This is a genomic window from Sphingomonas sp. Leaf257, assembly GCF_001422185.1.
Lineage (GTDB): Bacteria > Pseudomonadota > Alphaproteobacteria > Sphingomonadales > Sphingomonadaceae > Sphingomonas > Sphingomonas yabuuchiae.
On record NZ_LMMH01000023.1, the window covers coordinates 273,755 to 292,260 of the forward strand.

Genomic DNA, 18,506 nt, shown 5'->3' on the forward strand with positions numbered 1-18,506 from the left:
GGGACTGCGGTGGACAAGGCTATCACCCGGATCGTGATCGTCGGCGGCGGAACCGCCGGATGGCTGGCCGCCGCCCGCATTGCCGCCGCCACCGCCGGATCGGTGACGGTCACGCTGATCGAATCCCCCGACGTGCCGACGCTCGGGGTCGGAGAAGGCACCTGGCCGACCATTCGCCGTACGCTGGAGCGGATCGGCATCACCGAGACCGAACTGCTGGTCGCCTGCGACGGATCGTTCAAACAGGGGACTCGCTTCGACGGATGGGCGACCGGCGCAAGCGATGATCGCTATTACCATCCCTTCGTGCCACCGATCGATGCCGACCCCGCCGACCTGCCCCGCGATATCCCCTATGCCTTCGCCACCTGCCCCCAGCCGCTGGTCTGTGCCGAGGACCTTGCTCCGCGCCAGCGTGGGATGCCCGATTATGCAGGCGCACTGAACTATGCCTATCATCTGGATGCGACGAAGCTCGCTGCGCTGCTGACCCGGCACGCGACTACCCGTCTGGGCGTGCGGCATGTGCGCGATCACGTCACCGGGGTCGAACGCGGCCGGGATGGCGGCATCGCGACGGTCCATACCCGCGGATCGGGGAGCGTCGCAGGCGACCTGTTCCTCGACTGCACCGGCCATGCCGCGCTGCTGATCGGCAATGCGCTGGGGGTGGAGACGGTCGATGCCTCCTCCATCCTGTTCAACGACCGCGCGCTCGCGGTGCAACTGCCCGCCGCGCCGGGCAGCCGCATCGCGTCGCAGACCGTGGCGACCGCCCATGGCGCGGGCTGGGTCTGGGACATCGGCCTGCCGACGCGACGCGGGATCGGCTGTGTCTATGCCTCCGCTTTCATGAGCGACGACGAGGCGGAAGGCGTGTTGGCCGAATATTGCCGCCGGATTTCGGGCGATAGCCCCGCGCCGCGTCGGCTGACCTTTCGCTCCGCCTATCGGTCCAGGCCTTGGACGGCCAATTGCCTCGCCATCGGCCAGTCGGCGGGGTTTATGGAGCCGCTAGAAGCCTCGGCCATCGTCATGATCGAGTTGGCGCTGGACGCACTGCTGGACGATTTTCCCGTCGACGCCGGTCTGATGGCGATCCAGGCGCGGCGTTTCAATGCACTTGCGACCTATCGCTGGGAACGGATCGTCGACTTCCTGAAGCTGCACTATGTCCTTAGCCGACGCAATGAGCCCTATTGGCGGGCGCATCGCGATCCCGCCACGATACCCGACCGACTGGCCGAGATGCTGGCACTGTGGCGCTATCGCAGCCCGTCCGCGCTCGACCTGCCCATGCAGGATGAACTGTTTCCCGCGGCCAGCTATCGCTACATCCTTTGGGGTATGGGTTTTCCCGCCCCCCTGCCCTCACCCTTGCCGCGCCCGCATCGGCCCGACCTGCCGAGCCAGCTTCGCCAGATCGACCAGCGCGGCCGCGCGCTGGCTGCGAGCCTGCCGACCAACCGCGCCTATCTCGACGCCCTGCGCGCCGAACAGGCCCCCCTTTCCGAGAAATGCGCCTGATGTCCCGCCACGAAGCCCTGACCCCCGACGACCACCGCGACCTGCGCATCCAGGAGCGCCGCGACGCCGCACTGGGTGATGCCCGCATGGCCTGCATTGTCGTGCCCGCCGAGTTCCGCGCGCTCCAGGCCGAATACCCCATCCTGTTCCGCCTGAACGAAACCCGCGACCGGTTCAGCGCGCTGGCCATGTTCGGGTTCGAGAATGGCGAGAATCTCTATCTGGCGGATGGCCGCTGGGACGCGCGCTACCGCCCCCTGGCGATCGATATCCAGCCGTTCCTGATCGGCGGCCGTCCCGATGAGGACGGCCCCAAGCAGATCCATGTCGATGTCGCCTCCCCCCGCATCGCGACCGGCGACGAAGGCGTGCGCGTATTCGACAAGCATGGCCGCCCCACGCCCTATCTGGAACGGGTGATCGAACAGATCCGCGAACTCGACCATGGCTTTCGCGAGTCAGGCGATTTCTTCGCCGCGCTCCAGCGGCACGCGTTGCTCGAGCCCTTCACATTGGAGGTGACGCTGGAGGATCGGTCGGACAACCGGCTGGTCGGCTATCACATCATCGACGAGGCACGATTAAACTCGCTGAGCGGTACGGCCTTGGCCGAGCTTCAGGCGGCGGGCCATCTGGAGCCCATCTATATGGCGATGGCCTCGCTCAGCCAGTTCAGCGCCCTGATCGCGCGGCGCAACCGGCGGGCTGCGCGTGGCTGACGCCAATCCGGGGCGGCTGACCGCCCTTCCCCCGGTGCCCGAGGTGACGGTCGCCGGTGCGGCCGAACTCGACCGGTTGCTGCGCGCCGCCGACCGCCCCTTCGTCGTGCGCGGGCTCGCCGCCGACTGGCCGCTGGTCCAGGCCGGGCGGCGTTCGGCGGAGGCGGCGCGGGCGTATCTGCTCGACCATCATCGCGACCGGCCCTTCACCGTCTCGGTCGGCGTGCCGGGCAGCGGCGGGCGGCTGTTCTACGACGACGCCATGGGGATGAACTTCCGCATGATGGAGGCGCGCCTTCCCGAGATCTTCGCCCGCATCGCGGAATTTGCGGGCCGGCCCGACGCTCCCTCCATCTATCTCGCCTCGATAGACATGCACCAGTTTTTCGACGGACTGCACGAGGCCAACCATATCGATCTGGGCGAGCGCGAGCTGCTGGCCAGCATCTGGATCGGCACCCGCACCCGGATCGCCGCGCATAATGACGTGCCGCACAATCTGGCCGTCTGCGCGGTCGGCCGCCGCCGCTTCACGGTCTTTCCGCGCGAGCAGTTCCGCAACCTCTATCTCGGCCCCGTCGACAATACACCAGCGGGCCGCGCGGTCAGCATGGTCGATTTCCACGCCCCCGATTTCGAGCGCCATCCCCGCTTCGCCGACGCGCTGGTAACCGCGCAGGTCGCCGACCTGGCGGCGGGGGACGCGGTGTTCATCCCTGCCCTCTGGTGGCACCATGTCGAAGGGACCGAGGATTTCAACGTGCTGGTCAATTACTGGTGGCGCGACGCGCCCCGCTGGCTGGGCCAGCCGCAAGAGGCACTGAACCACGCGATGATGACGATCCGCGACCTGCCCGCCGACCAGAAGGCGCATTGGCGCGCCATGTTCGACCACTATGTCTTCGCCAATGACGATAGCGTGGTCGCCCATATACCCGAGGGCGGGCGCGGCATATTGGACCCGATGACGCCCGACCTGGCGGGTCGCATCCGTGCCTTCCTGCTGCGGGCGCTCAGCCGATGAGCACGCCGCGCCGTATCGTGATCGCCGGGGGCGGCACCGCCGGTTGGATGGCCGCCGCCGCCATGGCTCGGACGCTGGGCCGTGCGGTCACCGTCACGCTGGTGGAGTCGGACGCGATCGGCACGATCGGCGTCGGCGAGTCGACCATTCCGCCCATCATCACCTTCAACCGACTGCTCGGCATCAACGAGGCCGAGTTCATGGCCGCGACCCAGGCGACCTTCAAGCTGGGCATCCAGTTCGACGGGTGGAAAGGGCCGGAGGACCGCTATTTCCATTCCTTCGGGCTGACCGGCAAGGATCACTGGGCGGCGGGGTTCCAGCATTTCTGGCTGGACGGCCTCCGTCGAGGGCATGACGCGCCCTATGACGATTACTGCCTGGAGCTGATCGCCGCGCGCGAGGGCCGGTTCGCGCATCTCCCCGACGAGCGGATGAACTATGCCTATCAGCTCGACTCCACGCTCTACGGTCGCTTCCTGCGCGGCATGGCGGAGGGCGACGGCGTGACGCGGATCGAGGGGCGGATTGCCGAGGTCGCGCTGAACCCCGATAGCGGCGACATCGCCGCCCTGGTGCTGGACGACGGTAGGCGGGTCGAGGGCGACCTGTTCCTCGACTGCACCGGTTTTCGCGCGCTGCTGATCGACCGCGCGCTGCATGTCGGGTTCGACGACTGGAGCCATTATTTGCCCTGCGACGCCGCCGTCGCGGTGCAGACCGAAAGCGTGCGGCCCCCCGTCCCCTATACCCGCGCCATCGCGCATGAGGCCGGGTGGCAATGGCGCATCCCGCTGCAACACCGGGCGGGCAACGGCATCGTCTATTGCAGCCGCTACATGGATCACGACGCGGCACGCGAAAGGCTGTTATCCACCGTCGAGGGCCAGGTGCTGACCGAGCCCAACATGCTGCGTTTCCAGACCGGCGCAAGGCGCAAGCAATGGCATCGCAACTGCATCGCGGTCGGCCTGTCGGGCGGGTTCCTGGAGCCGCTGGAGTCGACGAGCATCCACCTGATCCAGCGTGCCATCCTGCGACTGATCCGCCTGCTCCCGGGCGGCCCGATCAGCGCGTATGACGTGGCGGAGTTCAACGATCAGCAGATGACCGACATGCTGCAGATCCGCGACTTCCTGATCCTGCACTACAAGGTCCATGAACGGCGCGACTCCGCCTTCTGGCGGCAATGCGCCGACATGGAGGTGCCCGACAGCCTGGCGCACAGGATCGCGCTGTTCCGCGAGACGGGCCGCGTCTTCCGCCGCAATGACGAGCTGTTCGCCGAGAACAGCTGGGTGCAGGTGATGATGGGCCAGGGCATCAAGCCGGAGAGCCATCATCCGATCACCGCGCGGCTGTCCGACGAGGAATTGGACCGGCTGCTGACCACGCTGCGCCAAAATATCGCGACGACGGTGCGCGGCCTGCCGCCCCATGCGGACTATGTCGCGCACCACTGCGGCACGGCGGCCTGACCTCGCCTATGCCGCCGCGCCGCCGCCAGTCCGTCACCATCCGTCATGTCGCCGCCGATGCGGGCGTCTCGCTCCAGACCGTCAGCCGGGTCATCAACAAGGAACCCAATGTCCGCCCCGAGATGATGGAGCGGGTCCAGGCGTCGATCGCCAGGCTGGGCTATGTCCCCTCGATCGCGGCGCAGCGCATGGGGGGATCGCGATCCTATCTGATCGTCGCGCTCAACGACCGGGAACGCACCATCGCCGACTGGCGCAACCGGCAGGGCACCGACTGGGTCGACCAGATGATGCTGGGGGGCATGCTGACCTGCGCCGAGCATGGCTATCGCCTGATCGTCGAGCTGGTCGATACGCATAGCGACCATATCGAGCGCGAGTTGCTGGCCGCGATCGCCGCGCTGCAACCCGATGGCGTGATCCTGACCCCGCCGCATTCCGAGAACCCGTTGATCTCCGGTTTGCTGGAGGCGCAGGGGATCAGCTTTGCGCGGATCGGATCGCTCAAGCCCGGCCCCGGCTTTGCCCTGTCGCTGGATGACGAGGGCGCGGCACGACAGGCGACCGATCATCTGATCGCGCTCGGCCATCGGCGGATAGGCTTCATCGCCGGGCCGGACGAGTATGAACTCAGCGGCTGGCGGGTCGCGGGATGGCGTGCCAGCATGGCGGCGGCGGGGCTGGCTTGCGAGAGTCTGTTGGCGCAGGGCGATTTCAGCTTCGCTTCGGGGCGCGCCGCCGCCTCGGCACTGTTCGACGGCGATGTTGCCCCGAGCGCGATCATCGCCAGCAACGATCAGATGGCGCTGGCCACGCTGGAACTGGCCCGCGAACGGGGGTTGAGCGTACCGCGCGACCTGTCGCTGGTCAGTTTCGACGACACCCCCATCGTCCGCTTCGTCCATCCCCCGCTGACCGCCGTGGTCCAGCCGATCGCCGCCGTCACTGCCCGCGCGGTCGAACTTATCATCGCCGAGCAGGCCGGTCAGGACATACCGAGCGTGCCGGTCGTCACCCCCGCCCAACTCGCCATCCGCGCCTCGACCGCTCCGCCAAGGGAGGACAAGCGCACCGACATGCGATAGGCGTGGTTTGAAGGACTTGGAGGCGACATGCGAATATTGGTCACAGGATTGGGCGACATTGCGCACAAGGCCTATCTGCCGGTCCTGTCGGCCATGCCCGACCTCCAGTTGCACCTTGCCACCCGCAACGCGCAGGTGCTTGAGCAGGCCGGGCGCAGCTTTCGCGTTGCCGGACTTCATTCCAGCCTGCATGAAGCCCTTCGCACCGAGAGCTTCGATGCCGCCTTCGTTCACGCCGCGACCGATGCGCATCCGGCGTTGGTAGAGACCCTGCTCGACCGGCGCATCCCGACCCTGGTCGACAAGCCGCTCGCCGACACGCTCGGGCAGGTCGAGCAGCTGGTGGCACTGGCGCAGCGGCAGGAGACGCTGCTGACCATCGGCTTCAACCGCCGTTTCGCCCCCGGCCATGTTGCGCTGAAAGCCTTGCAGGGCGACCTGATCGTCATGGAAAAGCACCGCCATCGACAGCCCGATGCGCCGCGGCGGGTGATCTTCGACGACTTCCTCCATGTCATCGACACGCTGCTGTTCTTGGCGCCCGGCCCGGTCCTGCGCCGGACGATCGAGACGCATGTCGAACAGGGCCAGTTGCTTTCGGTCACGCTGATGTTGGCAGGCGATGGCTTTACCGCGATCGGGACCATGCACCGCAATAGCGGGCTGAACGAAGAGCGGCTCGACGTGATCGGCAACGGCCTTCGCCATTCCGTCCTCAACATGGCCGAGGAACGGCACATGGATGGCGGCGAATGGCATCGGCGCCGGGGCGACTGGACCACGGTCGGCGAGCAGCGCGGGTTCGAGGCGATGTGTGTCGAATTTCTGTCCGCCGCCAGGGAGCGCCGCCCGACCGACGTCGATGCGATCCTGGCGACGCATCGACTGTGCGAGGCGATCACCCGTCACGCCGAGGGTCTCTGAACCCTTGTCACAGCTACGTCCTATACCACTGTCCAGAAACGAAAATCCTGGTTTCGTCCGCGACATGGCTTTGCCGATGACGCGCGCCTTCAACCACCTGATCGCGGGCGAGCATTTTGTCCGGCGTTTCGGTCGTTGGCCGCTACCGGCAGATGCGGCGGACGCTCTTATCAACGACGTCATCTTCGCTCGCATGATCGACCCGGACTGGTCGCGGCTGCACCGCGCCTTTATCGACAAGGAAACGGCCAAGATCGAGGCCAGGCGCCTCTGCCCCGGCATCGCCGCCCCGGAAACGCTTCTGGTCATCCCCATTACGGCGGTGGACTCGGTCAAGCATCTGTTTCACCTGCTTGAGCCCTTTATGGGCACGGATGCCGTCGCGAAGCCGACCCACGCCAGCGGTGCCGTGACGTTCCTGCGTGATCTTAAACAGCCCTCGAACCTGAACGCCCTCTACGACCTGTCCCTGCGCGACTATTCGACCCTGTTGCGGGAGATGCAATATGCCGGGCTGGAGCGGAAGATCATCGTCGAAGCGATGATCCCGACCCATGTGCCGGGGCCGCCCGACGATTACAAATTCCACTGTGTCCACGGCCAGCCGCTGCTCTGCCAGATCGACCATGGCCGCTTCGGGGCGTCATGGAGTCGCCTTTTCCACGTGCCCAACTTCACGCCGATGGACGAGCGTGATGGCTTGCACGCCCCAGCCAGCTTCTCGCCTGCCGATCGCGAGCGGCTGAACAGGATGATCGCCATGGCCGAGGCGCTGTCGGCACCCTTCCCGTTCGTCCGTGTCGACCTGTATGATGGCGACGACGGCATCTATTTCGGCGAACTGACCTTCACCCCCGCCGCCTCGCTGGGCATCGCCCCCTCGGCCGCCGGGGTTCATCGGCTGAACGCGACCCATCGTATCTATAGTCGCATCCTGATGGACGCGCTGGCCGTCAAAGGGTCCGATTAATCGGCAAGCTGCTTCGCCACCAGCGGCGCTACGCGATCGGCGATATGCGAGACACCGGTCGCATTGGGATGGACCCCGTCGCCCAGCATCAATTGCCGCTGCCCCAGCACACCCTGAAGGATGAAGGGGTCGAGCGCGGCCTTATGCTGCCGCGCAAGATCGGGCCATATCGCGTTGAACCTCTTGCCGAAATCCGGTCCCAGATTGGGCGGCGCCATCATGCCGGTCAGGATCACCGGAATGCCGCGACGGTCGAGCTCGTCCAGCATCGCCGCCATGTTCGCGCGCGTCTCGGCCGGATCGACCTGGCGCAGCACGTCATTGCCGCCAAGACCCAGCATCACCAGGTCGGGCTTGGTCTTCATCCGGTCGAGCGTATAGGCCAGCCGCCGCCGCCCGTCGGCGCTGGTATCGCCCGACACACCGGCATTCACCACTGTCGCATCGATACCCTGGCCGCGCAGCCGCGCCTGGATCGCATCAGGCAGGCTTTGTCCGCGCTGGAGGCCGTAACCCGCATAAAGGCTGTCCCCGAAAGCGAGCACGACGCGCTTCGGCCCGGACACCGGCACGCTGGGCGACGTCGGGGTAGAGGGCACGGGCGTGGCGGCATTGGTCGTGGGCAATGGCTCATCGTTCCGGCTGTTGCACGCCGACAGCAATGCGGCGGCTTGGAGAAGCGCGGCCCCGGCCACATATGGCATCTTCATCATCTCTGGCTTGGAATCCCCGCAACTATGGTCGCAGGCAATATGGTCATCCGGGCCACGGATGTAAGGCTGACGCTGGGCGGGGCCGCGCCGGTCGAAATCCTGAAGGGCATCGACCTGGAGCTGGCGGATGGCGAAAGCCTGGCGCTGCTGGGCGCCTCGGGATCGGGCAAATCCTCGCTGATGGCGGTGCTGTCCGGGCTGGAGCGCGCGACCTCGGGACGTGTCGAAGTGGCGGGCACCGATTTCGGGGCACTGGACGAGGACGGTCTGGCCATCGCACGGCGCGGCCGGATCGGCATCGTCCTTCAGGCCTTCCACCTTCTGCCTACGATGACCGCGCGCGAGAATGTCGCGGTGCCGATGGAGTTGGCCGGGGAAACCGACGCCTTCGCCCGTGCCGAAGCCGAACTGGCGGCGGTCGGGCTGGCGCATCGGCTCGACCATTATCCCGCCCAGCTATCGGGCGGCGAGCAGCAGCGGGTCGCCATCGCCCGTGCGCTCGGCCCGCGTCCCCGGATCGTCTTCGCCGACGAACCGACCGGCAATCTCGACGGCGCCACGGGCGTGCGCGTGATGGACCTGCTGTTCGATCGCCGCGCCGCGACCGGCGCGACCCTGGTCGTCATCACCCATGACCCTGCGCTCGCGCGACGCTGCGACCGGGTGGTCGAACTCGCCGATGGTCGGATCGTCGCGTGAGCAGTTGGGCGCTGGCCTGGAAGCTCGCCCGGCGCGAGCTGTCGGTCCGCTTCCGGGGACTGCGGCTGTTGTTGCTTTGCCTGTTCCTGGGCGTCGGCGCGCTGGCCGCGATCGGCAGCCTGGGCGATGCGATCGGCGGCGAACTGGCGGCGCGCGGGCGAGTGCTGCTGGGCGGAGATCTGGAATTTGCAGTGTCGCAACGCCGGGCCGATCCGCCCGAACTGGCGGCGATGCGGGCGGCCGGACGCGTCTCGGAAACCCAGCGGATGCAGTCGATGGCGGTCACGGCGAAGGGGACGACCGCGCCCGTCCAGTTGAAGGCGGTCGACGCGGCCTACCCGCTCTACGGCCAATTGACCCTGACCGATGGGCAGGTTGTACGAGCACCGAACGCCAAAACCGTGTGGATCGGTCGCGGACTGGCAGAGCGTCTCTCGATCAAGACGGGCGACATGCTTCGCTTCGGGACGGCCCCGTTCCGGGTCGGCGGGATCATCGCGGACGAGCCCGATCGGCTCGGCGAGGGCTTTACGCTGGGGCCGGTGGCCATCGTGTCGCGCGGCGGGCTGGACCGCACCGGGCTGATCCAGCCCGGCAGCCTGTACGAGAGCAGATATCGGCTTGCCACGACCCATGATCCGTCGCGGATCGCCAAGGCGTTCGAGCGGCGCTTTGCGACCGCCGGATGGGAAACGCGGACCCGCGACCGGGCCTCGCCCGGGGCCAGCCGCTTCGTCGCGCGCATGGCCGAGTTCCTGACTTTGGTCGGACTGGCCGCACTGGTCATTGCGGGGATCGGGGTCGGCAATGGCGTCAGTTCGTATCTGGAGGCGCGACGCTCGACGATTGCGATGCTGAAGGTGCTGGGCGCGACATCCAGGTTGGTAGCGAAAGTCTATCTGCTGCAACTGCTGGCGGTCGCCGGGGTCGGCATTCTGCTCGGCCTGATGGCGGGGATCGTCGCGGTGCCGCTGGTCGGGATCGCCGTCGGAGCCGTGTTGCCGGTATCGCCGGGGCTGACCATCGCGCCGGGGCCGCTGGCGCTGGCGGCGGCCTATGGCCTGCTGATCGCGCTGGCCTTTTGCGCGCGGCCTCTGGTCGCAGCGGGCAGGGTTCCGGCCGCGGCCCTGTTGCGCGGCGTTCTGGGCTCGCGGTCCGGTGGGGGATGGCGGGGAAGCCTCTGGGGTATGGCCGCGGGCCTTCCTGTCGTGGCACTGGCGCTGTCGACCACCGAACGTCCGGGCTTTGCCGCCGCCTTTCTGGGCGCGACCGCCGGGACGCTGGGCATGCTGGTCGCGATCGGCGTGGCGGTCCGCGCCGTCGCACGTCGCCTCCCCCGGCCGCGCCGCCCCTTGCCGCGACTGGCGCTCACCGCGCTCTATCGCCCCGGTTCGCGGACGGTATCGCTGGTCGTCGCCCTCGGCCTCGGCCTGACCCTGTTCGTACTGCTCGCCAGCATCCGCACCAGCATCGACGGCAATATCCGCCGTTCGGTGCCGGCCCGGGCACCCGCCTTGTTCGCGCTCGACGTGCCGCCCGAGCGTGAAGCTGAATTCCGCAACACGGTCACCTCGGTCGCCCCCACGGCCCGCATCGCCACGGCTCCATTGATGCGCGGCACGATCACCGCCTATGGCACGACGCGGGTCGCCGACCTCAAGTCGATCCCCGACGGCGCATGGGCACTGCGGGGCGAGCGTGGGCTGACCTTCGCCGCGACCCCGCCCCCCGGCAGCACGCTGACCGCCGGGCGGTGGTGGAACGGAGCGGAGCAACGCCAAAGCCTGGTGTCGATCGACGAACGGCTGGCCAAAGCGCTGAACCTGCGGATCGGTGACCCATTGACCGTTTCGGTACTGGGGCTGGAGCGCACGGCGCGGATCGCATCGTTCCGGCGGATCGCATGGGACACGCTCGGCTTCAACTTCGTGATGGTCTTCTCGCCCGGCGCGCTACAGGACGTGCCGCACAATCTGGCGGCGACCATCGACATGCCCGCCGCGCAAGGCTCGGCCGTCACGCGTGCCTTGCTGCCCCGTTTTCCGTCCACCTCGGTCGTCGAGGTCGGCGGAGTGCTGAAGCAGATCCAGGACGTCGTCGGGCAGATGGCGACCGCCATCACCGTCGCGGCCGGGATCGCGGTGCTGGCGGGGATCGCCGTGCTGCTCGGCGCGATCGCGGCGGCGCGGGCGCCGAGGACCTATGATGCGGTCATGCTGAAGGTACTGGGCGCGACACGGGCACAGGTGCTGGCGATGCAGGCGATCGAATATGCGCTGCTCGCGGCCATTGTCGGGCTGGTGGCGCTGGTGCTGGGCGCGGGCGGCGGGTGGTTCGTCGTCACCCGCATCTTTGAGTTCGAATGGCTTCCCGACTGGAGCGTCATCCTCGCCACGCTGACGACCGGCGCGGTGGTGACGGTGGGCATCGGCGTGGCCGGAACCCTGCCGGTGCTGCGGGCAAGGCCGTCGGCGGCGCTCCGCGCGCTGTGAGGCCTACCAGCCCATGCTGCCCGGCCCGCCCTTGAACGGCCCCGCCAGATCGGCCGTGATCCAGCCGCCATAGAAGCCGCCCGGCTGCGGCCGGACCTGCTCGCCATCGATCGTGCAACGGTCGAACGGCGCGGCGTAGAAGGCGAGATGATCGCGCAGGATCGCAAAGCCCGGCGTCGGGTTCGGATAGCTCCACGCGACATCGCGGAGCAGCGTGCCGCCCAGATCGACATGCCAGTAGATCGCCTCGCCCTTCCATTCGCAGAAGGACCGCCGATATCGACCGGCGCAGCACGCGCCGGTCGATATCGGCGGGCGGCAGATACCAGCTGGGCGGGTGGCTGGTCTCCAGCGTCCGGACGGCCGCGCGGGTATCGGCGATCACGATACCGCAATGCGCGATCCGGACATGGCGCGCGCTCGGCTGGGCGATGGCGGGGCGCGGATAGGTCCAGACGCTTTGCTGGCCGGGGCCGACGGGATCGGGCTTGGGCTTGGTCATGGCACGATAACGTGGCGAAACACCTCCGGCTCCTCGACGGACGGATCGACCATGCCTCCCTATAGCGTGGCGGAATAGAGCGCATGATGGGTCAGGATGAACAGCCGGCCCGGCTTTCCTCCCGCCTCTTCCTTGCCCAGCACTAGTTGCAGCGGCCTTTCGGGCCCATCGATCCGGCGCAACAGCGAGCCGTCGGGATTGTAGACGAAGACCTGCCCGTTCGCGACATAGAGCCTGCCCGCCGCATCTCGGACCGCACTCTCGCCGCCGCGCTCGGCCAGCACCCGCAGATCGGTGACGCGCCCGCCCTCGCCGACCCGTCCGGCATAGGTCCGGTTCTCCGAGCCGTTGGTCAGCACCACCTCGCCCCCGACCGGCGCGGGCGCAAAGCCATAGGCGTCGAGCGTGTCGGACCAGCGCCAGCCCTGATGATCGTCCGGCCCCTGGTTCCACACACGAAAGGCGGGCAGCACCAGCGATCCGTCGGGCGAGACATATTCCTGCGTCTTGGCCGCGCCCATCTTCGCGGCGAACATCTCGGCCATGGTCGGATAGCTGTAGCTTTTGGGATCGATCCGGTCGGCAAACTCGCCATTCTCCCAGACATTGACCGGCAGCAGCGTCTGCGCCCCCGAATGCGCCCGGACGGGGGTCGGCGAAATCACGGTCACCGCCGCCGGAGCAGACGGGTCGATGCTGTACACACTGCCGTCGCGTCCGGCCGAGGACTGGACCAGCAGATGGCCGGACCGATCAACCGCCAGATTGACCGCATCCAGCGGGGCATCCGCGACGATGTTCAGCCCCTTCGCCTCCGACCAGGTATGGATACGCTGGAAGAAGCGATCGATGAAGTACAGCGTGCCCGTCGCATCGACGGCCGCCCCGGCGACCGAGTAGAAGCCGTCCGCCAGCTTGCTGACACCGGGCGACACCGGCACCGCCGACGCCGTCGCCGCGCTGGCGGGAGCGGGCGGCACGTCGAGGCGGGCGAACTCGCGCTCGCGCACCTCCGTTTGGCGCGTCATATCCTTGATCGCATTCTCGAACGGATATTTGCTCGCGCGGACAAAGGTGCCGCAGCCCTTGGCGTCGCAGCTGGCAAAACCGCTCTCGGCATTCACATGGACGTTGCGGAAACGGATATCGCCGGAGTCGTACAGCTTCACTGCCGCATCCATCGGCTTGGCGGTGCGGGTGACACGATAGCCGTGATAGTTGGCGAACAGGATGTTGCGGCTGTGGCGGAATTCGGTCGACACGGCGTTGACGCCGTCGCGCACCTCCTGCTCGGTCTGCGGGGCCAGGAATTCCCAATTGGCGACATGATCGAGCACGATCTCGGCACGGTAATGATGCTCGGCCGACAGTTGATAGACATGCCCCGGCGTCGTCGTGTTCGAGACGTAGAACCCCGCCGAGGCCAGCGTATTGGGCGACCAGAGCGCATTGAACGTGCCGCCGCCGCCGTCCGTCACCCAGATGCTGGGATGTTGCCCGTCGAACCGCGCCCGCTGGTCGCCAAAGCCGATCGGGCTGCCCGGCGTCAGCACCGTACCGCCGCCGCCCTGGATCTTTACGTCATCGACCAGCGATGCCTCGCCCGCCTTCCACAACAAGGCGGTGGCGCGCGGATTGACCCCGCCGGTCCACAGCCCCATGCCCGAGACGATCCCCGCTCCACCCTTCGCACTTTCGATCAGCGCCTTGGCCGATCCGACCCCGCGATAGCCGGGGGCATCGTCCGCCAGATAGATATGCGTCAGGCTGGGGTGCAGCGCGATAAGCACCGTGTCGGGGCGCAGCCGCAGCGTGTCGCTGACCCGGTAGCGCCCCATCGGCAGATAGAGGACGCGGTGCGTGTCGATCGCGCGTTGCAAGGCAGCGGTGTCGTCGGTGGTGTCGTCGCCCTTTACGCCTAGATCGCGGACATTCACCCAGGCGCCAACCGGCGGAAGCGCGGGGATGGCAGGCTTGGCTCTCGCAGGCGTCCGGCCCAGCGGGCTGATCTTCACATCGGTCGCGAAGTCGCCCATCTGCCCCAGCTCAGGCAGTTTCAGCCCATAGCCGAAATCGGCGACGCGGTAGCGCGGCCCCGCGCCCGCCACCACCCGCCCGCTGTCGCGAAACTTCGCGAAGACCGGCGTGGCGATGCCGATCGCGTCGTCGAAGCCGATCTGGGTAAAGACGCTCTTTTCCGAGGAGATGACCACGCCCGCATCGCGGACATTCTCGAACCGCACCTGCTTGCCCCAAAGCGAGTCCGAATAGCCTCTGTCGATCTCGATCCCGACCGGCGTGTCGCGGATGGCGACGTTGACCAGGGTCAGGTCGACCTCATGCTCCCGGATCGCCGCCTCGCGCTGGCCGGTGAAGTCGCTGTCGATCAGCGTGAATTGCCAGGCGGGCGAGGTCTTCTCGGTAACGATACCATATCGGCCGCCGAAAAAGCGCAGATTCTGCGCGGCATTGCCGGCCTGATAGACACCGGCAAAGCCCGATCCGATATGAAAATCGACATGGCGGATATAGCCATGCTGGGCGACGCGAAACCGCACCCCGACCGCACCCGCATTGCCCTCTCCGATGCGGAAATTGACATTGGCGAGCGCGGAATAGAAGGTCGAAGAGGTGGCGTCGTACAGCGTCGGATCGAACGGCACCGTCGTCGGGACAGGCACCGGCGGCTTGCCCGATCGATACTGGTCGTCGCCTGCAAAGGTCATCATCGCCGCGATGCCCGAGCCGAAGCCTGGCGTCGCATCGGCCAACAGGATCTCGGGCCGGGTCGGACCGACCCCGAACAGGCGAACGCCCGACCGCACGATGATCGTGCGGCTGATCCGATAGCGGCCAGAGGGCAGGAAGACGATGCCGCCATGGCCGCCCTTGGCCGCTTCGTCGATGCCCTGCTGGATCGCAGCGCTGTCATCGGCGCGCCCGTCGCCGACGCCGCGAATGGTGATCGCGCGCGGATCGGCGGGGGCGGTGCGATAGATGGAGGTCGAGGATCGGGCGGCAGCGGGGGCCGCCATCAGGGGTGCAGCGGCCATCACCACCGCCGCGCTCAGCAGCCAGTTCGTCTTCATTGCCCTCTCCTTGTATCGGTGGGCTTCAGCGTAGCGGCACGGCGACCTGCGTCGCCAACCTGGATCAGGCGTGGAGGCTGAGCGCCTGCGCCGCGATCGCCACCTCTGTCCGGTTGCGCACGTTCAGCTTGCGCATCAGCGCGGTCATGTGGGCCTTCACCGTCGCCTCGGCGATGCCCAGATCGAACGCGATCTGCTTGTTGAGCATCCCCGAATGGACGCCGCGCAGCACCTTCATCTGGGTTGGGGTCAGCCGCGCGAGCGAGGGCGCTTCGGCGCTCGCGCTCAGGGGTTGGCAGGCCGTCGGACGTGTCCCTTCCATCGTCATCCTCCACTATGCGGCCCGGCTGGGCCAAAGGCTGTCGGTCGTGTGCGCCGACATGATCCCGCGTCCTGCTCGATCCAATCTATGTGGATTCGGTTGGACAGGTTTTCATCATGCTCCCGCCGATTGCCCCGGATCAAGCCCTTTTCTATTGCCCAGACCCAAAAACCTGTCCTACAGATTACCGGTAAAGTCCGGCAGGTGAAAACGCCGCCATGGACCATGGAGGGGTGTCGATGCGCGATCCGCAGAGCTTGAACCACATCACGCGCTGGAACCAGATGACGTGCGGAGTCCGCCCGTGACCGGCGAGGATATCCGCCTGATCGCGTCCGCGCTGGCGGGCATCTTGCTCGCCGTCCTGATGATCGTGAAGGGGCGGCTGCATCCCTTTATCGGCCTGCTGTGCGGCGCATTCACGGTCGGACTGCTCGCCGGGCTTCCGCTCGCCGATATCGCCAAGGCGGTGCAGAAGGGCGTGGGCGACATCGTCGGCGGAACCGGCCTGGTCGTGGCGCTCGGCCTGTCGCTGGGGGCGATGCTGCACCTGTCCGGTGCGGCGGCGGCGCTGGCGCAGAGCGCATTGCGGCTGACCGGCGCTAAGGCGGCGCCCTGGGCCACTTTGGGCATCGCAATCCTGATCGGCCTGCCGCTGTTCTTCGAGACGGGCCTTGTCCTGCTGCTCCCGATCGTCGTGGCGGCAGCGGAGGCGATGAACACGCCCGATGGCGAGGCCCGCGATGCCGCCAAGCTGCGCCTCATCATGCCCGCGCTCGCCGGACTGGGCGTCGTCCATGCGCTGGTGCCCCCGCATCCCGGCCCGCTGCTGGCGGTCGAGGCGCTGGGGGCCAATCTGGGGCGGACGATGCTCTACGGCATCCTGATCGCCATTCCGACCGCGATCATCGCAGGGCCGGTGCTGGCGCGGATCGTCACGCCGGGTGTCCGCCTTGCGCCGCCCGTCCTGGGCGACCACCGGCTCGACATCGCGGTGCCGGGGCGCGGGGCCGCGTTGTTCATCGTGCTGCTGCCCGTGCTGCTGATCGCGACGGGCGAGTTGGGACAGCTTGCCACAGGCTTGAAGGGCGCCGCCTGGCTGGTCGCGGCGAGCAATCCGGTGATCGCGCTGCTCGTCACCAACCTGCTCGCCCTGCCCCTGTTGTTCGGGCGGCGGCTGCGCGAGGCGACGATCCAGGACGCGGTGTGGCATGAGACGATGGGCGCGGCGGGGGCGATCCTGCTGGCGATCGGCGCGGGCGGCGCGCTGAAGCAGGTGCTGGTCAGCGCAGGCCTGTCGGATCTGCTGGCCCGGCTGGTCACCATGTACGCCATCTCGCCGCTGTTGCTCGGTTGGCTGGTCGCGGTCGGTATCCGGCTGGCGGCGGGGTCGGCGACGGTCGCGACCATCACGGCGGTCGGCATCATGCCGGGGGTGGTCGCCGGGTCGGGCGTGTCGCCCGAACTCGTGGTGCTGGCCATAGGCGCAGGCTCGGTGTTCTTCAGCCATGTCAACGATCCGGGCTTCTGGCTGGTCAAGAGCTATGTCGGCACCAGCACCGCCGACACGTTCAAAACCTGGTCGATGCTGGAGACGGTGATCTCCGTCGTCGGCCTCGCGCTGGTGATGGTCTTGAGCCATATCGTCTGAAGCGGGGGCGACGATGAACGAAGGGCGGCTGGCGGACCGGGCCTATACGGCGATCGTCCGCATCATCAATGACGAGGGGCTGGCCATCGGCGACCGCCTGCCCTCCGAGGCGAGGCTGGCCGAGACGTTCGGCATGTCGCGCACCATCGTGCGCGAGGCGCTGGCCCGACTGGCATCGGACGGGATCACCGAGGCGCGGCGCGGCGCGGGCTCCTATGTCAAGCGCCGCCCGTCCGAGCGGCTGGGCACCCATATGCCGATGGACGAGCTGGCCAAGACGCTGGGCACCTATGAGGTGCGGTTCGTCCTGGAGGCGGAGACTGCACGGCTGGCGGCATTGCGCCGGTCGAGCGAACAGATGGAGGCGATCGAGCAGGCGCTGGCCGCACTACGCGCCGCGCTCCTGTCCGACGCGCCCGCGCATGACGAGGACTGGGTTCTACACCGCGCCATCGTCGAGGCGACGGGCAATTCGGCCTTCATCCCCGTCTTCGACCATTTGAAGGACGAGGTGATGCACATCCTGCGCGCCGGGGTCGACATCTCACGCTCGCGCCCGCCCGAGGTGATCGGCGCGATGATGGACGAGCATGACGCCATCGTCGAGGCCATCCGGGGCCGCGATCCCGACGGCGCGGCCCTGGCGATGCGCTGGCATTTGTCGCAGGGGCGCAAGCGGCTGATGCCGTGAGCGTCTCAGGCGCCCTTCACCCACCTGAGCGTCTGGGCGACCAGCGTTTCGGGCGGCAGTCCGGCATCCAGCCTCAACGCGCATTCGTCCGCCGTCGGCCGCTCCAGCGTCGCCAGCTGGCTGTCGAGCAGGCTGGGCGGCATATAATGGTCCTTGCGCCCGTTCATTCGCCTGGCAATCTCCTGGGCGTCGGTGTCGAGGAAGACGAAGTACAGCGGCACGCCTGCCGCTGCCCGCAGACGCTCGCGATACACCCTGCGGAGCGCGGAACAGGCGGCGATGGCCGTACCGCCGTTCCTCGCAGTCTTGCCGATCGCCGCGCCGAGACGATCCAGCCAGGGCCAGCGATCCGCGTCGGTCAGGGCATGACCGGTGCGCATCTTCGCGACATTCTCGGCCGAGTGAAACGCATCGCCCTCCAGCACCGGGCAATCGAGCCGAGCGCCGAGCCGCTCGGACAGGGTGGTCTTGCCCGTGCCGCTGACGCCCATCACCACGATACCATGGGCGCGTGCGCCTGTGCCGTTGCCGTCTTTCGCCTTCACCCGCACCCCTTGTCGTTAGCATCGGCACTGTCGGCCATGCCCGTTCGACCCTCGCTATCGCGCCTTGGACGACAA

General features: G+C 67.6%; 15 protein-coding genes and 1 pseudogene. 11 read left to right on the forward strand and 5 right to left on the reverse strand.

The annotated features are described in order from the left end of the window. Nucleotides 1-9 precede the first annotated feature (9 nt). The 7 genes from ASF14_RS12115 (at nucleotide 10) to ASF14_RS12145 (ending at nucleotide 7,727) form a co-directional block, all read left to right on the forward strand. A complete protein-coding gene (locus ASF14_RS12115) occupies nucleotides 10-1,527 on the forward strand; it encodes a tryptophan halogenase family protein (protein WP_056435422.1) in 1,518 nt (505 codons plus the stop codon). Further along, nucleotides 1,527-2,246 (forward strand): SapC family protein, encoded by a 720-nt coding sequence (locus ASF14_RS12120; RefSeq protein WP_056435425.1) that lies wholly within the window; start codon nucleotides 1,527-1,529, stop codon nucleotides 2,244-2,246. The genes ASF14_RS12115 and ASF14_RS12120 overlap by 1 nt, the downstream gene beginning before the upstream one ends. Further along, the gene (locus ASF14_RS12125; RefSeq protein ID WP_056435063.1) at nucleotides 2,239-3,270 is read left to right on the forward strand and encodes a cupin-like domain-containing protein; all 1,032 of its coding nucleotides are present in this window, start codon (nucleotides 2,239-2,241) and stop codon (nucleotides 3,268-3,270) included. The genes ASF14_RS12120 and ASF14_RS12125 overlap by 8 nt, the downstream gene beginning before the upstream one ends. Beyond that, a complete protein-coding gene (locus ASF14_RS12130; RefSeq protein ID WP_056435065.1) occupies nucleotides 3,267-4,748 on the forward strand; it encodes a tryptophan halogenase family protein in 1,482 nt (493 codons plus the stop codon). Before ASF14_RS12125 ends, ASF14_RS12130 begins: the two co-directional genes overlap by 4 nt. Before the next feature lie 8 nt (nucleotides 4,749-4,756). Then, a complete protein-coding gene (locus ASF14_RS12135) occupies nucleotides 4,757-5,833 on the forward strand; it encodes a LacI family DNA-binding transcriptional regulator (RefSeq protein ID WP_156361160.1) in 1,077 nt (358 codons plus the stop codon). A gap of 27 nt (nucleotides 5,834-5,860) precedes the next feature. Continuing rightward, nucleotides 5,861-6,757, forward strand: a complete 897-nt coding sequence (locus tag ASF14_RS12140) for a Gfo/Idh/MocA family protein (protein WP_056435068.1) — start codon at nucleotides 5,861-5,863, stop codon at nucleotides 6,755-6,757. A 76-nt stretch (nucleotides 6,758-6,833) separates the two neighbouring features. After that, nucleotides 6,834-7,727: an ATP-grasp fold amidoligase family protein gene (locus tag ASF14_RS12145; protein WP_168371523.1), complete on the forward strand. Its 894-nt coding sequence runs from the start codon at nucleotides 6,834-6,836 to the stop codon at nucleotides 7,725-7,727. Here the strand turns inward: ASF14_RS12145 and ASF14_RS12150 are convergent. Further along, the gene (locus tag ASF14_RS12150) at nucleotides 7,724-8,440 is read right to left on the reverse strand and encodes an arylesterase (protein WP_056435072.1); all 717 of its coding nucleotides are present in this window, start codon (nucleotides 8,438-8,440) and stop codon (nucleotides 7,724-7,726) included. The two genes, ASF14_RS12145 and ASF14_RS12150, sit on opposite strands and share 4 nt — an antisense overlap. A 24-nt stretch (nucleotides 8,441-8,464) precedes the next feature. Between ASF14_RS12150 and ASF14_RS12155 the strand changes: the two genes are divergently transcribed. After that, nucleotides 8,465-9,139, forward strand: a complete 675-nt coding sequence (locus ASF14_RS12155; RefSeq protein ID WP_056435074.1) for an ABC transporter ATP-binding protein — start codon at nucleotides 8,465-8,467, stop codon at nucleotides 9,137-9,139. Continuing rightward, the gene (locus tag ASF14_RS12160; RefSeq protein ID WP_056435076.1) at nucleotides 9,136-11,631 is read left to right on the forward strand and encodes an ABC transporter permease; all 2,496 of its coding nucleotides are present in this window, start codon (nucleotides 9,136-9,138) and stop codon (nucleotides 11,629-11,631) included. Before ASF14_RS12155 ends, ASF14_RS12160 begins: the two co-directional genes overlap by 4 nt. 3 nt (nucleotides 11,632-11,634) lie before the next feature. On the opposite strand, the pseudogene ASF14_RS20850 reads toward ASF14_RS12160, so the two are convergent. From ASF14_RS20850 to ASF14_RS12170, 3 genes and pseudogenes are all read right to left on the reverse strand, one after another. Further along, nucleotides 11,635-12,133, reverse strand: a pseudogene (locus ASF14_RS20850) (DUF427 domain-containing protein). Between the two features lie 59 nt (nucleotides 12,134-12,192). Next, a complete protein-coding gene (locus ASF14_RS12165; protein WP_201780580.1) occupies nucleotides 12,193-15,222 on the reverse strand; it encodes a glycosyl hydrolase family 28-related protein in 3,030 nt (1,009 codons plus the stop codon). A gap of 64 nt (nucleotides 15,223-15,286) precedes the next feature. Next, on the reverse strand, nucleotides 15,287-15,544 hold the full coding sequence (locus tag ASF14_RS12170; RefSeq protein ID WP_056435431.1) for a helix-turn-helix domain-containing protein: 258 nt from the start codon (nucleotides 15,542-15,544) through the stop codon (nucleotides 15,287-15,289). Nucleotides 15,545-15,848: 304 nt separating this feature from the next. Between ASF14_RS12170 and ASF14_RS12175 the strand changes: the two genes are divergently transcribed. Both ASF14_RS12175 and ASF14_RS12180 read left to right on the forward strand, forming a co-directional pair. Then, on the forward strand, nucleotides 15,849-17,195 hold the full coding sequence (locus ASF14_RS12175) for a GntT/GntP/DsdX family permease (protein ID WP_056435078.1): 1,347 nt from the start codon (nucleotides 15,849-15,851) through the stop codon (nucleotides 17,193-17,195). 13 nt (nucleotides 17,196-17,208) lie between these two features. Then, on the forward strand, nucleotides 17,209-17,886 hold the full coding sequence (locus ASF14_RS12180) for a FadR/GntR family transcriptional regulator (protein WP_056435080.1): 678 nt from the start codon (nucleotides 17,209-17,211) through the stop codon (nucleotides 17,884-17,886). 5 nt (nucleotides 17,887-17,891) lie between these two features. Here ASF14_RS12180 and ASF14_RS12185 read toward each other — a convergent pair whose 3' ends face one another. After that, entirely contained in the window at nucleotides 17,892-18,431 is a 540-nt protein-coding gene (locus ASF14_RS12185; RefSeq protein ID WP_330218786.1) for a gluconokinase, read from the reverse strand. Nucleotides 18,432-18,506 lie beyond the last annotated feature (75 nt).